General features: G+C 65.5%; 14 protein-coding genes. 8 read left to right on the forward strand and 6 right to left on the reverse strand.

Features of this window, described 5'->3' with window-relative positions; translation table 11 throughout:
• Nucleotides 1-374 precede the first annotated feature (374 nt).
• Both AB1281_RS16310 and AB1281_RS16315 read right to left on the reverse strand, forming a co-directional pair.
• Nucleotides 375-2666: an NADP-dependent malic enzyme gene (locus AB1281_RS16310; protein WP_014038426.1), complete on the reverse strand. Its 2292-nt coding sequence runs from the start codon at nt 2664-2666 to the stop codon at nt 375-377.
• A 230-nt stretch (nt 2667-2896) separates the two neighbouring features.
• Nucleotides 2897-4240, reverse strand: coding sequence for a dicarboxylate/amino acid:cation symporter (locus tag AB1281_RS16315; protein ID WP_014038427.1), 1344 nt, complete (start codon nt 4238-4240; stop codon nt 2897-2899).
• Nucleotides 4241-4572: 332 nt separating this feature from the next.
• On the opposite strand from AB1281_RS16315, the gene AB1281_RS16320 reads away from it, so the two are divergent.
• From AB1281_RS16320 to AB1281_RS16335, 4 genes are all read left to right on the forward strand, one after another.
• The gene (locus tag AB1281_RS16320; protein ID WP_075676289.1) at nt 4573-5742 is read left to right on the forward strand and encodes an OprO/OprP family phosphate-selective porin; all 1170 of its coding nucleotides are present in this window, start codon (nt 4573-4575) and stop codon (nt 5740-5742) included.
• Between the two features lie 66 nt (nt 5743-5808).
• Nucleotides 5809-8457 carry a hybrid sensor histidine kinase/response regulator gene (locus AB1281_RS16325; protein WP_430346410.1) on the forward strand — a complete coding sequence of 883 codons (2649 nt, stop codon included), beginning with the start codon at nt 5809-5811 and terminating at the stop codon, nt 8455-8457.
• 513 nt (nt 8458-8970) lie between these two features.
• Entirely contained in the window at nt 8971-9633 is a 663-nt protein-coding gene (locus AB1281_RS16330; RefSeq protein WP_197587812.1) for a hypothetical protein, read from the forward strand.
• Between the two features lie 58 nt (nt 9634-9691).
• A complete protein-coding gene (locus AB1281_RS16335) occupies nt 9692-11050 on the forward strand; it encodes a GlcNAc-transferase family protein (protein ID WP_430346411.1) in 1359 nt (452 codons plus the stop codon).
• Nucleotides 11051-11095: 45 nt separating this feature from the next.
• Here the strand turns inward: AB1281_RS16335 and AB1281_RS16340 are convergent, their stop codons facing one another.
• The 4 genes from AB1281_RS16340 to AB1281_RS16355 are packed head-to-tail and all read right to left on the reverse strand — an operon-like array spanning nt 11096 to nt 14906.
• A complete protein-coding gene (locus tag AB1281_RS16340) occupies nt 11096-11752 on the reverse strand; it encodes a response regulator (protein ID WP_430346412.1) in 657 nt (218 codons plus the stop codon).
• Between the two features lie 28 nt (nt 11753-11780).
• Entirely contained in the window at nt 11781-12836 is a 1056-nt protein-coding gene (locus AB1281_RS16345; RefSeq protein ID WP_014038431.1) for an ABC transporter substrate-binding protein, read from the reverse strand.
• A complete protein-coding gene (locus AB1281_RS16350; RefSeq protein WP_430346413.1) occupies nt 12833-14224 on the reverse strand; it encodes a sensor histidine kinase N-terminal domain-containing protein in 1392 nt (463 codons plus the stop codon). The genes AB1281_RS16345 and AB1281_RS16350 overlap by 4 nt, the downstream gene beginning before the upstream one ends.
• The gene (locus AB1281_RS16355; RefSeq protein ID WP_014038433.1) at nt 14217-14906 is read right to left on the reverse strand and encodes a response regulator transcription factor; all 690 of its coding nucleotides are present in this window, start codon (nt 14904-14906) and stop codon (nt 14217-14219) included. Before AB1281_RS16355 ends, AB1281_RS16350 begins: the two co-directional genes overlap by 8 nt.
• A 242-nt stretch (nt 14907-15148) precedes the next feature.
• Between AB1281_RS16355 and AB1281_RS16360 the strand changes: the two genes are divergently transcribed.
• The 4 genes from AB1281_RS16360 (at nt 15149) to AB1281_RS16375 (ending at nt 20981) form a co-directional block, all read left to right on the forward strand.
• A complete protein-coding gene (locus AB1281_RS16360; RefSeq protein WP_097048922.1) occupies nt 15149-16288 on the forward strand; it encodes an OprO/OprP family phosphate-selective porin in 1140 nt (379 codons plus the stop codon).
• Between the two features lie 75 nt (nt 16289-16363).
• On the forward strand, nt 16364-17692 hold the full coding sequence (locus AB1281_RS16365; RefSeq protein WP_032130486.1) for a CitMHS family transporter: 1329 nt from the start codon (nt 16364-16366) through the stop codon (nt 17690-17692).
• 23 nt (nt 17693-17715) lie between these two features.
• A complete protein-coding gene (gene phbB / locus AB1281_RS16370) occupies nt 17716-18456 on the forward strand; it encodes an acetoacetyl-CoA reductase (RefSeq protein ID WP_005419193.1) in 741 nt (246 codons plus the stop codon).
• 227 nt (nt 18457-18683) lie between these two features.
• The gene (locus AB1281_RS16375) at nt 18684-20981 is read left to right on the forward strand and encodes a TonB-dependent receptor (RefSeq protein ID WP_430346414.1); all 2298 of its coding nucleotides are present in this window, start codon (nt 18684-18686) and stop codon (nt 20979-20981) included.
• The last annotated feature ends 68 nt before the right edge of the window (nt 20982-21049 follow it).

Below are 21049 nucleotides of genomic sequence, written 5' to 3' on the forward strand. Positions count from 1 at the left end.
GCCTCAGCGCGACTGCACGAAACCTGCGTACAGCGCGAACAGCTGCTGGAAATACCGCCGGGTCACTCGATTGCGCATGACACTTTCGCCGATGGGGAGGTGGTCGGGCCCAGGGTGGGAAGGCCGGTCCGGTCCCTTCCCACGGCCGGGCCGCGTGGGCGTATTGGGCCGCAACGGCGTTGCAGGGAAATGACCGGGTTGCGTAGCGCGTGTGGCACAGCCCGGTGGTAGAGCCGGCCGCTGGCCGGCTGCCGTCGTGCGCCTGGACGTCATCGGGGTTGCCGGACAGCGGCCGGCACTACCCGTTTCCGCTGCGCGGAAACAGAAACGCGCCCCGGAGGGCGCGCTTCTGCAGCTGGAATCGGAAAGAAGGCTTACGCCTTCTTTTCCGCTTCCAGCTGCTTGCGGATCTGCGCATCGACCGCCGCAATCGCGGTCATGTTCAGGATCCGGCGCGAGGTCGCGCTGGTGGTCAGGATGTGCACCGGCTTGTTCACACCCATCAGGATCGGGCCGATCGCCACGCCGTCGGTGAACACGCGCACCAGGTTGTAGGCGATGTTGGCCGCTTCCAGGTTCGGCAGCACGAACAGGTTGGCGCGGCCCTGCAGGGTCGAGCCCGGCAGCAGCTTCTGGCGCAGCGCTTCATCCCACGCGGTGTCGCCCTGCATTTCGCCATCCACGTTCAGACGCGGGTTGCGCTTGAGCAGCAGCTCGCGCACCTGGCGCATCTTCAGCGCGTCCTTCGAATCATGGCTGCCGAAGTTGGAGTGCGACAGCAACGCGACCTTCGGCTCGATGCCGAACAGCTTCATGCGGTAGGCCGCCTGCAGGGTCGCTTCGCACAGCTGCTCGGCGGTCGGGTCTTCCTGCACGTGGGTATCGACGAAGAAGAACACGCCCTGCTGGTTGATCACGCCGGTCATCGCCGAGGTCGAGGTGACCTTCGGCTCCAGCGGCAGCACGCTGCGCACGTAGCCCAGCTTCTTGTGGAAGCGGCCGACGATGCCGGTCAGCATCGCATCGGCTTCGCCACGGGCGACCATCACCGCCGCGATCAGGGTCGGGCGCGAACGCATCAGGTTCTTCGCCGCGGCCACGGTCACGCCACGACGGCCGGTCAGGCCGTGGTAGTACTGCCAGTACTCGTTGAAGCGCGGGTCGTCGTTGATGTTGGTGACTTCAACGTTCTCGCCGATCTTCAGGCGCAGGCCGAGGCGCTCGATGCGCGACTCGATCACTTCCGGGCGACCGATCAGGATCGGGTGCGCCAGGCCGTCATCGACCACGTTCTGCACCGCCTGCAGCACCACTTCCTCTTCGCCTTCGGCGTACACCACGCGCTGCTTGTCGCTGCGCGCGCGGTCGTAGACCGGCTTCATCATCAGGCTGGTGCGGTAGACGAACTGGGCCAGCTTGTCGCGGTAGGCGCCCATGTCGTCGATCGGGCGCGAGGCCACGCCCGAGTCCATCGCGGCCTGGGCCACGGCGGCCGACAGCTCCACCAGCAGGCGCCGGTCGAACGGACGCGGAATCAGGTATTCACGGCCGAAGCTCGGGGTGTCGCCGCCGTAGGCCGAGCCCATGTCGGTGGCGGCGCGGCGGGCCAGTGCAGCGATGGCACGCACGCAGGCGATCTTCATTTCCTCGTTGATCGCGGTGGCGCCCACGTCCAGCGCACCACGGAACAGGTACGGGAAGCACAGCACGTTGTTGACCTGGTTCGGGTAGTCCGAACGGCCGGTGCCGATGATCGCGTCCGGACGCGCGGCGCGCGCCAGTTCCGGCATGATTTCCGGGGTCGGGTTGGCCAGCGCGAAGATCACCGGATCCGGCGCCATGGTCTTGACCATGTCGGCAGTCAGGATGCCCGGCGCCGACAGGCCCAGGAAGATGTCCGCGCCGTCGACGATCTCGGCCAGGGTGCGCTTGTCGGTATCGCGCGCATAGCGCTGCTTTTCCGGGTCCAGGTCGGTACGACCGGTGTGGATCACGCCCTCGCGGTCGAAGGCCAGGATGTTCTCCGGCTTCAGGCCCAGCTGCACCAGCATGTTCACGCAGGAAATGCCGGCCGCGCCCATGCCCGTGGTCGCCAGCTTCACTTCCTCGATCTTCTTGCCGGTGATCGCCATGGCGTTGAGCACCGCCGCGCCGACGATGATCGCCGTGCCGTGCTGGTCGTCATGGAACACCGGGATCTTCATGCGCTCGCGCAGCTTGCGCTCGACCACGAAGCATTCCGGCGCCTTGATGTCTTCCAGGTTGATGCCGCCGAAGGTCGGCTCCAGCGAGGCGATGATGTCGACCAGCTTGTCCGGGTCGGTCTCATCGACTTCGATGTCGAACACATCGATGCCGGCGAACTTCTGGAACAGCACGCCCTTGCCTTCCATCACCGGCTTGCCGGCCAGCGCGCCGATGTTGCCCAGGCCCAGCACCGCGGTGCCGTTGGAGATCACCGCCACCAGGTTGCCGCGGGCGGTCAGCTCGCTGGCCTGCTGCGGGTCGGCCTTGATCGCTTCACAGGCGTACGCCACGCCCGGCGAATACGCCAGCGACAGGTCGCGCTGGGTCAGCATGGGCTTGGTAGCGGAAACCTTGATCTTTCCCGGCGGGGACATCCGGTGGTAATCGAGGGCGGCCTGTTTGAAATCTTCGTTGGACATCGATGTGGGTTACATGAATGGGCAGAAGGGACAGGGGATGATACCCCCGTTGGAGCGTCTGGACCTGTCGCTATCCTGTCGCAGGCATGCTGCGACCGCACAATTCCGTGCCGTATGCGACGGTACCGCGACACCAGCTTCGGCGCTGCCCATGACAGCCATGGGACGCCCTGAAACGCCGCGGGGCCGTACCACTGTCGTGACCGGCCCCGCGGTACCACACACCTGGATCAGCCCTTGGCCGGCAGTGCCTCGGGCAGCGCATCGACCGGCGGCGGCAGTTCGCTTTCGCGGCCATCCAGCGCCAGTTTCAGGCGGTTGCGGTCCAGCGCGCCTTCCCAGCGCGAGACCACCACGGTGGCCACGGCATTGCCGATGAAGTTGGTCAGCGAGCGGCACTCGCTCATGAAGCGGTCCACGCCCAGGATCAGCGCCATGCCGGCCACCGGCACTTCCGGCACCACAGCCAGGGTGGCGGCCAGGGTGATGAAGCCGGCACCGGTGACGCCGGCCGCGCCCTTGGAGCTGAGCATGGCGACCAGCAGCAGGGCGATCTGGTGGCCCAGGGTCAGTTCGGTGTTGGTGGCCTGGGCGATGAACAGTGCCGCCAGGGTCATGTAGATGTTGGTGCCGTCCAGGTTGAACGAGTAGCCGGTCGGGACCACCAGGCCCACCACCGACTTGCTGCAGCCGGCGCGTTCCATCTTCTCCATCAGCGACGGCAGCGCCGACTCCGACGAGGACGTGCCCAGCACCAGCAGCAGCTCGGCCTTCAGGTAGCGCGCCAGCTTGAACACCGAGAAACCGCACAGGCGGCAGACCAGGCCCAGGATCACCGCGACGAACAGGAACGCGGTGAGGTAGAACGAGCCCACCAGCCAGGCCAGGTTGATCAGCGAGCCGACGCCGTACTTGCCGATGGTGAAGGCGATCGCACCGAAGGCACCGATCGGGGCGGCCTTCATCAGGATGTGCACCAGCTTGAACACCGGGGCGACCAGCGCCTCCAGGAAGTTCAGCACCGGCTTGCCCTTCTCGCCCACCATCGCCAGCGCGATGCCGAACAGCACGGCCACGAACAGCACCTGCAGGATGTTGCCATCGACGAAGGCGCTGAGCAGCGTCTTCGGGATGATGTCCATCAGGAAGCCGACCAGGGTCAGGTCGTGCGACTTCTCGACGTAGCTGTGCACCGCGGTCTGGTCCAGCTCGGCCGGGTTGATGTTCATGCCGGCGCCGGGCTGCACCACGTGCGCCACGATCATGCCGACGATCAACGCCAGCGTGGAGAAGAACAGGAAGTACGCCATCGCCTTGGCGAACACCCGGCCCACCGTGCGCAGGTGGGTCATGCTGGCGATGCCGGTGACGATGGTGAGGAAGATCACCGGCGCGATGATCATCTTCACCAGGTTGATGAAGGCATCACCGAGCGGCTTCATCTTCTCGCCGATCAGCGGCTCGTAGTGGCCGAGGATGGCGCCCAGGACGATCGCCACGATCACCTGGAAGTACAGCTGGCGATAGATCGGCAACGGCTTTGCAGGCACCGGTGCTGCGGTCGGGATGTGCATGGCGGACTCCGGAAGGGGCGTTTTCAGGCACGTACGGCCCCGGGACTGCACGGGAACCGTTACCGTGGAAACTGCTCGCAGGCCCTGTGCAGCACGCACAGGGGGTGCGACCAATGGACGCCTTTGTACGCGCCAGGCACGCCGGCGCAGATAACCTATTGGTACTAGCCCCCCGGTTCAGGTGGCACAGGTGCCTACACTGGCGCCGCACCGCCCGATCCTGGGGAGGCTGGTGGCCCGGGCTGAACGGCTGGGCGAGTCTTTGCGAAAGTTCCGGCCCTCGCGGCCGTTGATGTCCTGTCCACACGCAATCTGAGAGAGCCGCACCCAACATGCGCCCGAATCCCACCTTGCTGGCCCTGTCGCTGGCCGCCCTTCCCGCCTTCGCCTCGGCCGCCGATTTCGACAACTGGCCGACCAAGTACACCTTCGGTGATGGCACCGAGCTGGCGGCCACCGCCAACATCGCCTACGACTACAACGACTTCTCCTCGGCCAGTGGCCTCGAGGACGACGATGCCGTGCGCCGCAAGGAATTCGGCGCGACGCTGAAAAAGAAGGGCGTCTACGATGCGATGGTCTACTACGACTTCCAGGCCGACACCTGGCTGGACGTGTTCGTGCGCTTCGAGAGCAAGGCCTTCTTCGGCCGTGACGTCGGCCGCTTCCGCTTCGGCTACATGAAGACCCCGGTCGGCCTGGATGCGAACACCTCTTCGCGTGCCGGCAGCTTCCTGGAAACCTCGCTGCCGGTGCAGGCCTTCTACGAAGGCCGCCGCACCGGTGTGGAGTGGGTGCTGGAGCGCCCGCAGTACCTGCTGCAGGCCGGCGCCTATGGCGGCAAGGACCTGCAGGGCGACAACCCCGGCACCACCCAGGCCGTGCGTGCGGTGTGGACGCCGGTGAAGGCACCGGGTGATGTGATCCACCTGGGCCTGGCCTACTCTCAGGAGAATCCGCGTGGCTACAGCGATGGCCGCGACGTGCATCACGAGGCCAGCGCCCGCCTGCGCGCGCGCCCGGAAGCCGGCCTGACCGACATCCGCTACGTCGATTCCGGTGCGCTGGTCACCGCCGACCAGATCCGCCGCACCGGCCTGGAAGGCATCTGGATCCGCGGCCCGTTCTCGCTGCAGGCCGAAGCGCTGCGCGCCACGGTCACCCGTCATGACGGCAAGCCCGACTACACCGGCAGTGGCCAGTACGCGATGGCCAGCTGGGTGCTGACCGGCGAATCGCGCCCGTACAACGCCGGCGCGGTGGCCAACATCAAGCCTGCGCACAACTACGGCGCGGTCGAACTGGTGGCCCGCTACAGCCGCCTGGATCTCGATGACGGCGACATCCTCGGTGGCCGCCAGCATGACCTCACCCTGGGTGCGAACTGGTATCTGACCAGCCACTTCAAGTTCCAGGCCAACTACGTGAAGGTCGACGCCAGCCGTCGTGGTGTGCACAGCACGCCGGAGATCTTCGAACTGCGCGCGCAGATGCACTTCTGACCCCTTCCACGTCAGACCCCGGCGGGCGTGCACGCCACGCCCGCCGGCCCTGCGTAGACTGCCGCCATGTACTGGCTCAGCCGCCACCGGATGCTGTTGCTGACGATCCTGGTGATGGTCGGTGGCACCGTGCTGTGCGCGGTCGCCGCCGGCCACTACGCCTGGCGCCGCGCGCTCGGCGAGGAAAGCAGCCAGGTGCAGCGCCAGCTGCAGTTGTACGGCCAGGGCCTGCAGCAGCGCATCGACCGCTTCGGCACCTTGCCGCAGGTGCTGGCGCTGGACCCGGATCTTCTGCACGCACTGCGCGTGCCGCCCTCGCCCACCGAACGGCAGCGGCTGAACCTCAAGCTGCAACGCGCCAATGAAGTCACCCGTGCTTCGACGCTGACCCTGGTCGGCCACGACGGCGTGGCGGTGGCGGCCAGCAACTGGGACCAGCCAACCACCAATGTCGGCGAGAACTACAGCTACCGCCCCTACTATCGCCAGGCGCTGGCACAGGGCCGTGGCCGCTTCTACGGCATCGGCATGACCACTGGTGTGCCGGGCTATTACCTGTCGCAGGCGATCGAGGAAGACGGCAAGCGGCTGGGCGTGGTGGTGATCAAGGTCGAGCTGTCGGCGCTGGAACAGGAATGGTTGAGCAGCCCGGACGTGGTGCTGGCCAGCGACGACCACGACGTGGTGTTCCTGGCCAACCGTGACAGCTGGCGCTACCGGCTGCTGCGCCCGCTGGGCACCGATGAACGCCGCGAGATGCTGGACGCCCGCCAGTACGCCGACCGCACATTGCAGCCGCTGCGCGCACGCACCGAAGACGTGCTGGCCGACGGCGGCCGCATGGTGCGCCTGCTGGACCCTGCGCTTCCGCAGCCAATGCTGTGGCAAAGCCTGCCGCTGCCCGCCGAAGGCTGGAACCTGCACCTGCTGCACGACGCCAGTGCCGCCACCGGCGCCGGCCGCGCCGCGGCACTCACCGGTGGTGCCGCATGGCTGGCGTTGGGCTTCCTGGTGCTGTTCGTGCAGCAGCGCCGGCGCCTGGCCAAGCATCGCCTGCGCAGCCGCCGCGAGCTGGAAACCCTGCTCAAGCAGCATGCACAGGAACTGCGCACCGCGCAGGATGGCCTGCTGCAGGCCGCCACCGATGCCGACAGCGGCCTCAGCCGCAGCCTCGAACACCTGCCCCAGGGCGTGGTGGTGATCGACCGCGAACTGCGCCTGGTCGCGTGGAATTCGCGCTACCTGGAACTGTTCCGCTTCCCGCTGGACCTGGTACGCGTGGGCCGGCCGATCGAAGACCTGTTCCGCTTCAACGCACGCCGTGGCCTGCTCGGTCCCGGCCCGGTGGACGAGGCCATCGAGCGCCGCCTGAACCACCTGCGCAGCGGCCGCCCGCACATGCGCGAGAGCGAGAAGGACGACGGCACGGTACTGGAAATCCGCGGCAATCCGCTGCCTGACGGCGGCTTTGTCACCAGCTACGCCGACATCACCAGCTACAAGAACGCTGCGCGTGAACTGCGCTCGCTGGCCGATGCACTGGAACACCGTATTGCCGAACGCACCCACGATCTGGACGAAGCACGCCGCGAAGCCGAACAGGCCAACCGCTACAAGACCCGCTTCGTGGCCTCGGCGGTGCACGACCTGCTGCAACCGCTCAATGCGGCGCGCATGTTTGTCTCGGTGCTGCGCGGCAAACTGAGCGACCCGGCGCAGCAGCAGACCAGCGATCACATCGACGCTGCATTGGCCGCGCAGGATGCGATTCTCAACAGCCTGCTGGATATCTCGCGGTTGGAATCAGGATCATTGCAGCTACGCGTGCGCGCTTTCGCGATTTCGCCGCTACTGGAGACTCTGGCGCGTGAGTTCGGCATCGCCGCGCAGAGCCGCAGCCTGCAGCTTGATTGGGTGGACACCCACGCGGTGGTGGTCAGTGATGAAGCGCTGCTGCGCCGTATCCTGCAGAATTTCCTGTCCAACGCGCTGCGTTACACACCACAGGGACGCGTGCTGATCGGCTGTCGGCGTGCGGGCGACCAGCTGCGCATTGAGGTGCATGACCAGGGCCCGGGCATTCCGGAAAGCCTGCAGGGTGAGATCTTCGAAGAGTTCCGTCGCCTGAACGATGGTGTGGAGCAGGAACGTGGCGCCGGCCTGGGCCTGGCCATCGTCGAACGCATCGGCCGCCTGCTCGGCCACCGCATCAGCCTGCGCTCCACACTGGGCAAGGGCAGCGTATTCGCTGTGAGCGTGGCACTCGGACGCGCCGACGACGTGATCGCACCTGCCGCAGCGCCTGTCATCGCGAGCGAACCCTCCGATGACAGCCCACTGCGACAATGCCGAGTGTGGAGCATCGACGATGATCCCCACGTCTGTGCGGCGACCCGCGCGCTGCTGGAACGCTGGGGCTGCCAGGTGGAACTTGCCGACGGTCCGCAGGGTGCACTGGAAATCGCCAGTGCGCTGAACGTACCGCAGTTGCTGCTGCTGGACGTGCGCATGGGGCAATGGCACGGACCGGACCTGTATGAAGCGCTGTGCACGCTGTGGAAGGCGCGACCGCCGGTGATCCTGGTGACCGCCGAGCGTGATGATGCACTGAAGGCGCATGCCGCCGAGAACGGCTGGGGCTTCCTGCTCAAGCCGGTGCGACCGCCCGCGTTGCGGGCATTGATGACGCAGATGTTGTTGCGGCATCGGGGGTAGGACGACTCCGCCGCATCAGTGCACGGGTGGGTTTGCGCCCAGCTGATCCCATAGCGAATCCCCTCGTCCCTTCACGTGAGATCCGCAGAGTGAAAAGAGCGAGATGCGCGGCGTAGATGCGTAAGGAATGGACAAGCTCTGAGTAAAGACAAGCGGTCTCCTGACAGACCGACGCTGCCGAAGTGAGGAATATCTAGTTCCCGGCCGATCGGCCGATCACATCGTAGGCGAAAGAATGGACAAGCGTTCTCTTGGAGGCGTTTTTCTTGCAGCTGGCCTGACACTGGCAACCGGCGAAGCAAATGCAGAAAGTGAAACGACCTTCAATGGCGTCAGGTACCGCTGCACAAACAGCTGTGTCGTCAATGTTGACACTACCGGAGCTTGGAAGGTCACCGACTGCTGTGGCGGACGCGTGAAGACAGTGTTCCAGACAACCCGACCGCCGGACTGCAATGGTCCGTTTGATTGCCCTATTGATTGACAGCGACCGCCCGAGACCGAGGATCCACCGTGAGCTCCAATCATTTACCCAGTTCCATCATGCAACCCTCACGCCTGATCACCGCAGTACTGCTATGCATGTCCTGCGCAGGATGTACCGAATACAGAGCGCCAAATACCAACACCATCCTTGATAGAACCGAGGAAGACGCACAAATCAATCAAGTGATATCGAGCAATCCCAGCACACAGCCGCCGGTTACGCGACCAGAAACTGACATCTCGGCAGCAACCTTACGTCGCGCAGCATCATCACTCGAGCATCTTCAGTCAGAATCCGCATTCATATTCGAGGGCGGAATCTCAAGCCAGGTGTCCGAACAGCTCCTACGCTCCGGCAGAAGCACTTCAGACGCGATCGACCGCTTGACCGTGGACGCTGCTTCCAGCGCCGAAGCACAGGATCTAGCCAAGCACTATCGATCTTCAATAGCCCGCGCAATGGGTGAGGAGGCTTTACTTGAGCGTCTATCATGCGGCCTTAGCATCTGCATCGGCATCGCTCGAGCCAGGAGCAATGCAGACCATGAAGCCTGGGGTCAAAGACTTGCATCAGACACGTCCTCCCCCACCTACAGCTATGCCGAAGCATCTGAAAATCTCGGCGCAGGGTACGAGAACAGATTCATATTCGCCACAGATCCAGCGATTAATTCGATCAGCGGCAACTAATCCTTGGAGCAGCCTGAAGCCCCCCATTGCATCAGGCCACAAAAGGTACGCATCACTGATGAATCTGGAAAGAACCATCTTTGTACAGGTACCAAGCTATCGAGACCCTCAGTTATTACCAACACTGAAGGACATGATAGGAAACGCTACCTCGCCATTCCTGTTGCGAATTGTTGTCTGCTGGCAACATGGAGCCGAGCAGGATATCCAGACCTTCAACGCGAATGGATTTGAATTTATCCATACAGCAAGCGAAGAAGGCGCGACAGTCCACTTCTTACAATTGCATGGTGCAAACATCGAGTTGATCGACATGGACTACGTCAACTCTAAGGGATGCGGCTGGGCCAGAAACCTAGCCCAGCGGCGCTACCGAGGTGAGCACTACAACCTTCAAATCGACTCGCACCACCGATTTTCAGGTGAATGGGACGTCAAGATGAAGACCCTGCTCGAACTTCTGAAGGCAAGCTCACCAAAGCCACTTCTAACGGGATATCCCCCCAGCTTCGATCCCGACACCTATCCTTTGGGAAGGCAGGAGTACACAGCTGCCATCATCTTCGACTCATTCTCATCCACCGGCGTGGTCAGATTTCGATCTGTCCGGCTCCCCTCTCCAGCTCATGGTGAGATCGCATTTAAGGCGAAATTCGTAGCCGGCGGATTCATCTTCTCTGATGGGAGCTTCATACAGGAAGTAATGAGCGATCCCGATCATTTCTTCTGCACGGAAGAGATCGCAACATCCATACGGGCGTTCACAAAGGGATATGAGTTCTACCACCCATATCTGCCCCTGCTATGGCATCAGTACGACAACCATGCCCGAAAGGTCTGGGACGACCAGTCAGCACTGCCAGCGGCCAGTTCCGCCACCTCCCTGACACCCGAAGATCGCTCCGACGCGGCGCTACGAAAGACACTCGCCTTGATCGGCCTCCCCGTCGGATCTGACATAGAAGACTTTGGAATCTTTGGTCCGGGCTCACAGCGTACAGTGCATCAATATGAGCGATACGCTGGAATCAGCTTTCGACTCCGGGCAGTTCACAAGCAATCCCTTTCTGCCCACGAACCAGTAAGCTCGCCAGAGATCATTGATGAGAATGAATGGGAGCGGAGTCTCATCTACTTCCGCACAATGCGAGTCCACATTACCTACACCACTCGCTGCTCTTCATTCCCGGGCCCGGTGCTCGTCTCTTCCTACTCGTCAGATGGCGTAAGGCGGTCCACCCGCGAGTTGTCCAGGCCCGAACTGAAAGCTCTTTCAAGAGAAGGTCAAGTCCAGTATGTCGACACACTCAGGGCACCGCTAAACCAACTACCGGTTCGCTATGCAGTACATATGCGCTGCGCTGATGCGCCGGCGGACCATCAGCTTTCGATCTTCGTTGAAGAAGTCCTTCTCTGACCACAGCAACAAACGAAGAATCTCTACCTTAACGCCCTGCCCAGGTCAGCCGTCCATCCCTGCCTTTGCGTCGCCTTCCGGTTCCAGCGCCTTCACCAGCACCGCCGCCTGCGTGCGGCTATGGCATTCGAGCTTCTTCAGAATGGCGGTCACATGCACCTTCACCGTGTTCTCGGCCAGGCCCAATTCATAAGCAATCTGCTTGTTGAGCAGGCCATCGGCCAGGCACAGCAGCACGCGGAACTGCTGCGGGGTCAGCTGCGCCAGGCGGCTGGCCAGCAGTGCGTCGGCCTCCGAGCGTTCGGCGGCCATCGCCGGGAACCACAGGCCACCATCCAGCACCGCCTGCACGGCCTCGCCGATGGTCTCGGCCGGGGCCGACTTCGGGATGAAGCCGGCGGCACCGAACTGCTGCGCGCGGCGGATCACCCGCGGGTGGTCGTTGGACGAGAGGATCACCACCGGGATGTCCGGATGCGAGCCACGCACGTGCAGCAGCGCGGAAAAACCGTGTGCACCGGGCATGGTCAGGTCGAGCAGCACCAGGTCCACATCCGGGTGCGCGTCGAGGGCTTCGGCCAGGGCATCGGCGCTGGCGACCTCGCGCACCTGCGCCAGCGGCAGGCTCTGCCGCAATGACTGCACCACCGCCGAACGCAGCAGCGGGTGGTCGTCGGCGATCAGGATGGTGTATTCGCTCATGCCGCCATTGTACGGGCAGGCCGCCGCGTCAGCGCCCTGCCGGCTCCACGCTGCTGCGCCAGGCATCAAGGAACTGGCGGCGCTTGAGCGCGTCCAGGTACACCAGCAGGCCCGGGCCGAGCTGGATCGGACGACGGCTGCGGCCGGGCGCATCGTCGCCACGTGCGTTGCCGGTCACGATCGGCATCAGCCGTGCCTCGCGCGACAGCACCTGCTGGCCACGCGGTGACAGCAGGTAATCGAGGAAGCGCCGGGCCTCCTCCGGATGCGGGCCGGTACGCGGAATCACGGCGGTGCGCAGCACTACCAACGTGTAGTCCTCGGGCTCGACGATGGCCAGCGGCGCGCCGGCATCGACGCGTGCCTGCGCATAGGAGCCGAGCACGTTGTAGACCAGCGACAGCTGGCCGCTGGCCACCTTGTCCAGCAGTACGCCGGTGCGCTCCTCGCGGACCACGTCGTTGTCGCCGAGCGCACCCAGCAACGCGCCGGCGATGCTGCCACGCTGCGCATCCTGGGTCGCCAGCAGGTAGCCGACACTGCTGCGCTCGATGTCATAGGTGCCGACCTTCCCGCGCAGCGGCGCGCCCTCGGCACGCAGCCGGTCCAGCAGCTGGCGGCGCGTGTGCGGCACCTTTGCCGAAGGCATCGCGCGGGTGTTGTAGACCATCACCACCGGCTCATAGCTGATGCCGAACGCCTCGTTGCGCCACTGTGCCCAGGCCGGCAGCGCAGCGGTCTGCGCCGAACGGTGCGGCAGCGCGTGGCCATCGTTGACCAGCTTGGTCTGCAGGTCCATGCCACTGGAGATCAGCAGGTCCGGCGATGCCGGCCCGACGCGGTCGTGCAGGTACCGCGCGTACAGGTCCTGGGTGATGATGTCCTCGTACACCACCTCAGTGCCCGGGTGCAGGCGCTGGTAGTCGGCGATGACCACCGCGAACACTTCGATGTCGGTGGTGCCGTGGATGCGCAGCTGCGCGGTGGCGGCTCCCTGCGCAGGAAAGCGGCGCACATCGCCCGGTGCGGCCAGCACCGGCAGGGCCAGCAGCAGGGCAACGGCCGTGGCGAACAGGCGGATCATGAACTGCTCCGTGGCAGGCGGATGGTGGCGATCAGCCCGCCCTGCGGGCGGTTGCTGAGGTCGATGCGGCCGCCATGGCTGTCGACCACGCGCTTGACGATGGCCAGGCCGAGCCCGGCACCACCGGACGGCGCGCCTTCGCCACGGGCGAAGCGTTCGAACACGCGCTCGGCATCGGCCGGTGCGATGCCTGCACCGTGATCAGCGATGGTCAGCACGGCCTGCCCACCCTCCACGGTCAGCGCGATCTGCAACGGTCCCTCGCCGCCGTACTTCAATGCGTTGTCGACCAGGTTCTTGATCGCCTCGCGCAGCAGCAGCGCGTCACCATGCACCTGCACAGGTTCGGCGGTCATCGCCAGTTGCACACGCGGCGCAGGGCCGGCCTGCGGCAGCGCTTCATGCAGGGCCTGGTGCACGGTCTCGGCCAGATCCACGGCAGCAAAGCGCTGCAGGTGCGAACGATGGATCACGCTGGCATCGCTGAGCAGCTGGTTGAGCAGCCGGCTCATGTGGGTGGCGTTGCGCTCGATCGCCTGCAGGCTGCGCCGCATGTCCTCAGGATCGTCGTCGTCCAGCGCCAACTGCGCCTGTGCACGCAATGCCGCCAGTGGCGTACGCATCTGGTGTGCGGCCTCGGCCATGAACGCGCGCAGTGTCTCGTTGCTGCTGGACAGGCGTTCCATGAAGCGGTTCAACGCGGCCACCATCTGATCCATCTCACGCGGCACGCGGGCATCCAGCGGCTTCAGGTCGGACGGTTCCCGTCGCGACAGCTCGCGCTCCACCCGCACCAGCGGCCGGAATGCGCGATGCACGCCGAAGGCCACCAGCGCCAGCAGCAGGCCGGACAACACACCGATCGCCAACAACGCGCGATTGACCATGTCCTGCGCGACGGCTTCCCGTGCACGCCGGGTCTGGCCCACCTGGACCTGTACCTCGCCCTGCGCCGACGCGGCGGCGAAACTGCGGCCGACCACCACGAAGCGCACGGTCTCACCGCTGTACGCCGCATCAAACAGCTGCGGTTGCGTACCAGGCCGGCGCGGCGGTGCCGGCAGATCGCCGTAGCCGGTGATCAGGTTGCCGCGGTTGTCGGCCACCCGATAGAACACACGGTCTTCCGGCGCCATCGCCAGCAGGTCCAGCGCCGCATACGGCAGATCGACCTGCCACTGGCCATCGACCAGGGCCACCGAATCGGCAATGGACAGCGCCGAGGACACCAGCAGGTGATCGTAGGATCGGTTGGCGGCGCGCTGGCCGTAATCGCGCGCGGCGAACAGCAGGGCCACTGCGAACACCGCCAGCAGCACGCCGAGGTAGAGCAGCAGCGTGCGCCGCAGCGAGCCCGGCGCGGCCGTTGCAGCGCGCATGTCAGCCATCGGCGTCGGCACTGGCGTCGCTGGCTTCCAGCAGATAGCCCACGCCACGCACCGTAGTGATACGCAGCGGTGCGCCGGCCAGCTTCTTTCTCAGGCGGCCAACGTACAACTCGATGGCATTCGGGCCCGCTTCGTCATCGAAGCCGAACAGGCCGTTGCCGATCTCGTCCTTGCCGACCACCTGGCCAAGGCGGCCGACCAGGATCTCCAGCAGGCGGTATTCGCGGTTGGGCAGTTCGATCGGCTCCCCGTCGAGGCTGACCCGGTGCGCAGCATTGTCGAACTGGAAGCCGCCGATCTGCACCACTTCGCTGGCCTGGCCGCGCGCACGCCGCAGCAGCACGCGGCAGCGCGCTTCGAACTCGCGGAAATCGAACGGCTTGCCCAGGTAGTCGTCGGCGCCGACGTCCAGCGCCTGCACGCGATCTTCGATGCCATCGCGCGCGGTCAGCATCAGCACCGGCGTGCTGTCGCCGCGCTCGCGCATGCCGGCCAGCACGCGCAGGCCATCGAGCTTGGGCAGGCCGATATCCAGTACCACCAGGTCGAAGCTCTGGTAGCGCAGCACGCTGGCGGCGGCCAGGCCATCGGCCTGCCAGTCCACGGCGTGCCCGCTGCGGCGCATGCGGCGGATGATCGCATCGGCCAGATCCGGGTTGTCTTCGACCAGCAGCAGGCGCATGGGCACACGGGTGGGAGGGGAAACGAATGCTACCGCATGCCGCCGCTGACCTTGCCGGGCGTGGCCCCGTGAGCGCAGCGGCCGGTTTTACGCTGCACCGCACAAATCGTTGACAGGACGATGACAGCTTGCCCGACCCAGACTGCGGCCGCGCACCGTCCGGTGCCCACGATTGCCGCGCGCCTGGCGCGCACCTGGGAGGGTTTGTGGAATTCACGTTTGCCTGGCGGCGTCCTGCCGCCATGATGGCTCTGGCTGCCCTGTCGGCGCCGGCCTTCGCCGCCGAAGACGACCGTCCGGTCACCGCCACCCTCGGTGGCCGCCTGCACCTGGACTTCGCCACCTTCGACAACGACAACCGCGGCACGCCGAACAAGGACGACACCGAGATCCGCCGTGCCTGGGTCGATGTGTCCGGCAAGTTCTTCGTGGTCGACTACAAGCTGGAAGCCGACTTCTCCGGCGACCGCGTCGAGGCCAAGGACGTGTACCTGGCACGCAGCTTCGGCAAGGCCGGCAAGCTGACCGTCGGCCAGTTCAAGCAGTACTTCTCGCTGGATGACCGCACCAGCTCCAACTACGGCAGCTTCCTGGAGCGCGGCAACGCCGGCACCACGCTGGCGCCGCTGTACCGCCTGGGTGCGTCGTGGCAGGCCAACCCGGGGGACTTCACCTGGGCGGCCAGCATCTACAGCCTGGAAAGCATCGACGCCTGGCAGGTGAAGGGCCGCGCCGCCGGTGGCCGCGTCACCTGGGCACCCTCGCCCAGCGACGGCGACGTGCTGCACCTGGGCCTGTCGCTGGCCCGCGAGGCCTATGACAACCCGGGCGCGAATGGCGTTCCGGGCCTGAAGATCCGCCCACGCCCGGCCGGCCACCTGTCCGACGAGAGCCGCCTGACCCTGGTCGACTTCTCCGCCGGCCGCGATACCGACGTCAACAAGTGGTCGCTGGAATACGCGCAGGTGCGCGGCCCGCTGTCGTGGCAGGGCGAATTCAGTGGCGCCACCTTCGATGACGGCGCCCAGCGTGGCGACGTGATGGCGGCCTACGGCATGCTCAGCTGGTTCGTCACCGGCGAAAGCCGCGCCTACGACCGCAAGACCGGCCGCTTCGCGCGGATCAAGGACATCCGCCACAAGGCCGGTGCCTTCGAAGTGGCGCTGCGCTACGACCAGATGTGGGGTGCACAGCACCTCGACGGTGCACCCGACCTGCGCCGCGGCAGCACCGAAGCGTGGACGCTGGGCGGCAACTGGTACCTGCGCGACAACCTGCGCTTCATGCTCAACGTGATCGAAAGCCGTAACCGCGACCGCCTGGCCGGGGTCACGGTGGACCGCACGCGCGCGGTCACCGGGCGCCTGCAGTACGACTTCTAGACCTGATGTTCCGGGCATGCCGCCCGGGCCCCTTCCACTCCCCCACGTCCTGTATTCGCAAGGAGTCCGCAGATGATGCTGAGCATCCTCGGCTTTGGCATGGTCATTACGTTCATGTACTTGATCATGAGCAAACGCCTGTCGCCGCTCGTCGCCCTGATCACCATCCCCATCCTGTTCGCGCTGATCGGCGGCTTCGGCGCCAACATCGACGAGATGATGCTGGAGGGCATCAAGAAGATCGCGCCCACCGGCGTGATGCTGATGTTCGCCATCCTCTACTTCGGGGTGATGATCGATGCGGGCCTGTTCGATCCGCTGGTGCGGGTGATCCTGCGCTTCGTCAAGGGCGATCCGATGAAGATCGTGCTCGGCACCGCCGTGCTGGCGATGCTGATCTCGCTGGACGGCGACGGCTCGACCACCTACATGATCACCGTCTCGGCCATGCTGCCGCTGTACCAGCGGCTGGGCATGAACGCACTGAACATGACCTGCGTGACCATCCTCGCCGGCGGCGTGATGAACCTGACCCCGTGGGGCGGCCCGACCGCACGCGCGGCCACCGCGCTGCACGTGGACCCGGCCGATGTGTTCGTGCCGCTGATCCCGTCGATGGTGATCGCCTGTGCCGGCGTGCTGCTGCTGGCCTGGTACCTGGGCCTGAAGGAACGCCGTCGCCTCGGCGTGGTGACCCTGCCCAAGGGCGGCAGCTGGATGGACAACAGCGTGTCCGACGACAGCAACCCGCTGCCGACGGTGGAAGACGCCGAGGACATCAAGCGTCCGAAGCTGCTGTGGGTCAACCTGGCCCTGACCGTAGCGCTGATGACCGCGCTGATCATCGGCGTGCTGCCGATGCCGGTGCTGTTCATGGTCGGCTTCGCCATCGCCCTGGTGATCAACTATCCGAACCTGGCCGAGCAGCGCCGCCGCGTGGTCAACCACGCCGGCAACGTGCTGTCGGTGGTGTCGCTGATCTTCGCTGCAGGCATCTTCACCGGCATCCTCAACAACACCGGCATGGTCGAAGCCATGTCGCACAGCTTCCTGGCGGTGATCCCGGAATCGTGGGGCCCGTACCTGGCGGTGATCACCGCAGTGGCATCGATGCCGTTCACCTTCTTCATGTCCAACGACGCGTTCTACTTCGGCGTGCTGCCGATCCTGTCCGAGGCCGCCGGCAACTACGGCATCACCCCGGTGGAAATGGCGCGCGCCTCGCTGGCAGGCCAGCCAGTGCACCTGCTCAGCCCGCTGGTGCCGTCCACCTACCTGCTGGTGGGCCTGGCCAAGGTCGAATTCGCCGACCACCAGAAGTTCACCCTGAAGTGGGCCATCGCCATCTCGATGCTGCTGATGGTAGGCAGCCTGCTGTTCGGCCTGTACCCGCTCGCCGCCTGACCCTTACCTAGGAGCCTTCTGCAATGACGCTTCGAATCGCTTACGTCACCAGCGGCATGGGCAGTGTCGGTACTGCCATCTGCCAGAGCCTGGCCCGCAGCGGCCACACCGTGGTCGCCGGTTGCGCGCCGAATTCGCCGCGCAAGGCCAACTGGCTGCGCGAGCAGCGCGAACAGGGCTTCGACTTCATCGCCTCCGAAGGCAACGCGACCGACTGGGCCTCGACCAGCGCCGCGTTCGCCAAGGTCCGCGCTGAAGTCGGCGAGGTGGACGTGCTGGTCAACAACTCCGGCGGCAGCCGCGACCTGCTGTTCCGGCAGATGACGGTGGAGGACTGGAACGCGGTGATCGCCTCCAACCTCAATGCGCTGTTCAACCTGACCAAGCAGGTGGTCGATGGGATGGCCACGCGTGGCTGGGGCCGCATCATCAACATCGGCTCGGTCAGCGCCCACAAGGGCCAGATCGGCCAGGTGAACTACGCCACCGCCAAGGCCGCGATGCATGGATTCAGCCGTGCGCTGGCCGCGGAAGTGGCCTCGCGCGGGGTGACCGTCAACACGCTGTCGCCGGGCTACATCGCCAGCCAGGCGATCAGCAGCTTCCCGCCGGATGTACTGGATCGGCTGGCCGCTTCGGTGCCGGTGCGTCGCTTGGGCCGTCCCGAGGAAGTGGCCGGCCTGTGCGCCTGGCTGGCGTCGGATGAGGCCTCGTATGTGACCGGTGCCGACTATCCGGTCAACGGTGGCCTGTACATGGGTTGAGCCCTCCTCCACGCGACGCGTGGAGCGCCTCCCCCACGGAGTGCGCGGGGCCGGTGAACCTTCGTTCCCGAGGGGGATCCGGCCCCTTTTTCATTCGGCGGCGGCACATGCACGGGTGCCCTGCACCGTCCGTTGGTTTTTCGTAAAGAAGGTTTCATGTTCCGTTCGCATAGTTGCCATGCACCGGGCACGCGTGCCGGTGACCACCCCCAATGCAACGGACCACCATGCAGACCCGACACCTGACGATCGCCGTGGCGATCGCGCTCTCCGCCGCCGCCAGCGCCCATGCCGCCACCGCCGCCGATACCGGCGCCAGCACCGAGGCCGCGCTGAGCGCGCAGACGCTGGATACCGTCTCCGTGATCGGCCAGGGCGAGACCCGCCAGGTGCAGCGCATCACCGCCGTCGACAAGCAGGTGCTGCCGCCGGGCACCAGCGGCCAGAAGATCCTCGATCGCCTGCCGGGCGTGTCGGTGCAGTCCAACGATGCCTTCGGCGCCAACGAGGAATCGCAGACCATCAGCCTGCGTGGCTTCGACAAGAGCCGCCTCGGCTACACGCTGGACGGCATCCCGCTGGGCGACAACAGCTACGGCAACTACAACGGCCTGAGCATCGCCCGCGCGATCATCGCCGAGAACCTGGCCGGTGCCGAGCTGTCGCAGGGCATCGGTTCGCTGGGCGTGGCCTCGACCAGCAACCTCGGCGGCACCATCCAGTACTTCTCGATGGACCCGTCCACCGAATTCGGTGGTCGCGCCAGCGTCACCGTCGGCGACAACAACCAGCGCCGTGGCTACCTGCGCGTGGATACCGGCGACATCAACGGCTTCTCGGCCTATGTGTCCGGCGTGCACCAGGACCAGGACATGTGGGCCGCGCCGTACCAGAACCAGACCACCCGCCAGTTCAATGCCAAGGCGGTGTGGAATGTCGGCGACCACCGCTTCGGTGCGTTCGTGGCCACCTCGCGCGCCAGCCAGGCCAACTACGCCTACCTGTCCAAGGACATGCTGGCCCGCGGCCTGGGCTATGACTGGAACATCTATGCACCGGACTGGGATCGCGCCGTCGCCGCCGCGTACTGCGCGCCGGGCACCTACAACAAGGCGCGCTGCGCATTCAGCGGCGGCGTCAACAGCATCGATGATGCGTACTACCAGAGCCGCGCGCTGCGTGACGACAACCTGTACTCGGTGGATGCCGACCTGCGCCTGGGCGAGCAGGGCCGCCTGAAGCTGCTGGCCTACCATCACGACAACCGTGGCCAGGGCCACTGGTGGGCACCGGGCCAGCCGTCCTACCCGGGCACCGACAAGATGCTGCCGATCTCGATCCGCAGCACCAACTACACGATCAACCGCGATGGCCTGACCGCCGCGCTGTCGTGGACGGTGGGCATCCACGAACTGGAAGCCGGCCTGTGGTACGAGCAGAACGACCACAACGTCTCGCGCAACTTCTACTACATCAGCGGCCCGTTCCTGGACGACCTGTACCTGAAGAACCCGGACCGCCTGCTGTTCAACCAGGACTTCGACATCCGCACGCGCCAGTTCTACGTGCAGGACCGCATGCGCTTCCTGGATCAGCGCCTGACCGTGGACGTTGGCATCAAGAGCCCCAACACCCGCATGCGCGCCACTGCCAAGCCGGGCGTGGAAACCAGCATCGCCTCGGGCACGCTGACCGCCAAGGAATCGGTGCTGCCGCAGGTGGGCGTGGGCTTCAAGCTCAACGCCAACAACGAGTTGTTCGCCTCCTACGCCGAGAACATCGCCGCCTTCGTCGGCGGTGGCAGCGGCGGCCCGCTGCAGGTGTCGCCGGAATCGTTCGCGGCCAGCGCCGGGCTGGAACCGGAGAAGTCCAAGAGCCTGGAAGCCGGCTTCCGTACCTTCGGCGAGAAGTACCAGGCCTCGATCGCGGCCTACAACGTGAAGTTCGACAACCGCCTGCTGTCGCTGAACCCGTGCTCGAGCATCGAAGTCGGCACGCGCCCGGAGTGCGTGACGCGCTTCATCAACGTCGGTTCGGTGAAGAGCTACGGTGCGGAACTGACCTTCATCTTCAAGCCGATCGACGGCCTGCAGTGGTACAACGCGCTGTCCTGGAACAAGACCACCTACGAGGATGACTACACCTCGGGCGGCGCGATCGTTCCGGTGGCCGGCAAGATCACGGTGGATACGCCGCAGCGCATGGCCTCCAGCGAAATCAGCTGGAACCGCGACGGCTTCTTCGCCAGCCTGCGTGCGAAGTACACCGGCAAGCGCTACTACACCTACACCAACGACCAGTCGGTGCCGGGCGTGACCACCTTCGACGCCGGTGCGGGCTACGACTTCGGCCCGGGCCTGGGCCTGCGCAACGTGCGGGTGTCGTTGAACGCGACCAACCTGACCAACAAGCGCTACGCCGGCCAGCTGAGCTCGTTCGCACCGACCGATCCGAAGGGCACGCGCTATGCGATCCATGCGAGCGCACCGCGGCAGTTGTTCATGACGGTGGCGGCGGAGTTCTAAGTCAGAAGCGGGCGCTGCGGCGCATCAGTACCGCACCGGGGCGCGGTGGGACGGGCTGAGGCAGGACA

It is taken from the genome of Stenotrophomonas sp. NRRL B-14846 (genome assembly GCF_050473585.1).
In the GTDB taxonomy this organism is placed as follows: Bacteria; Pseudomonadota; Gammaproteobacteria; order Xanthomonadales; family Xanthomonadaceae; genus Stenotrophomonas.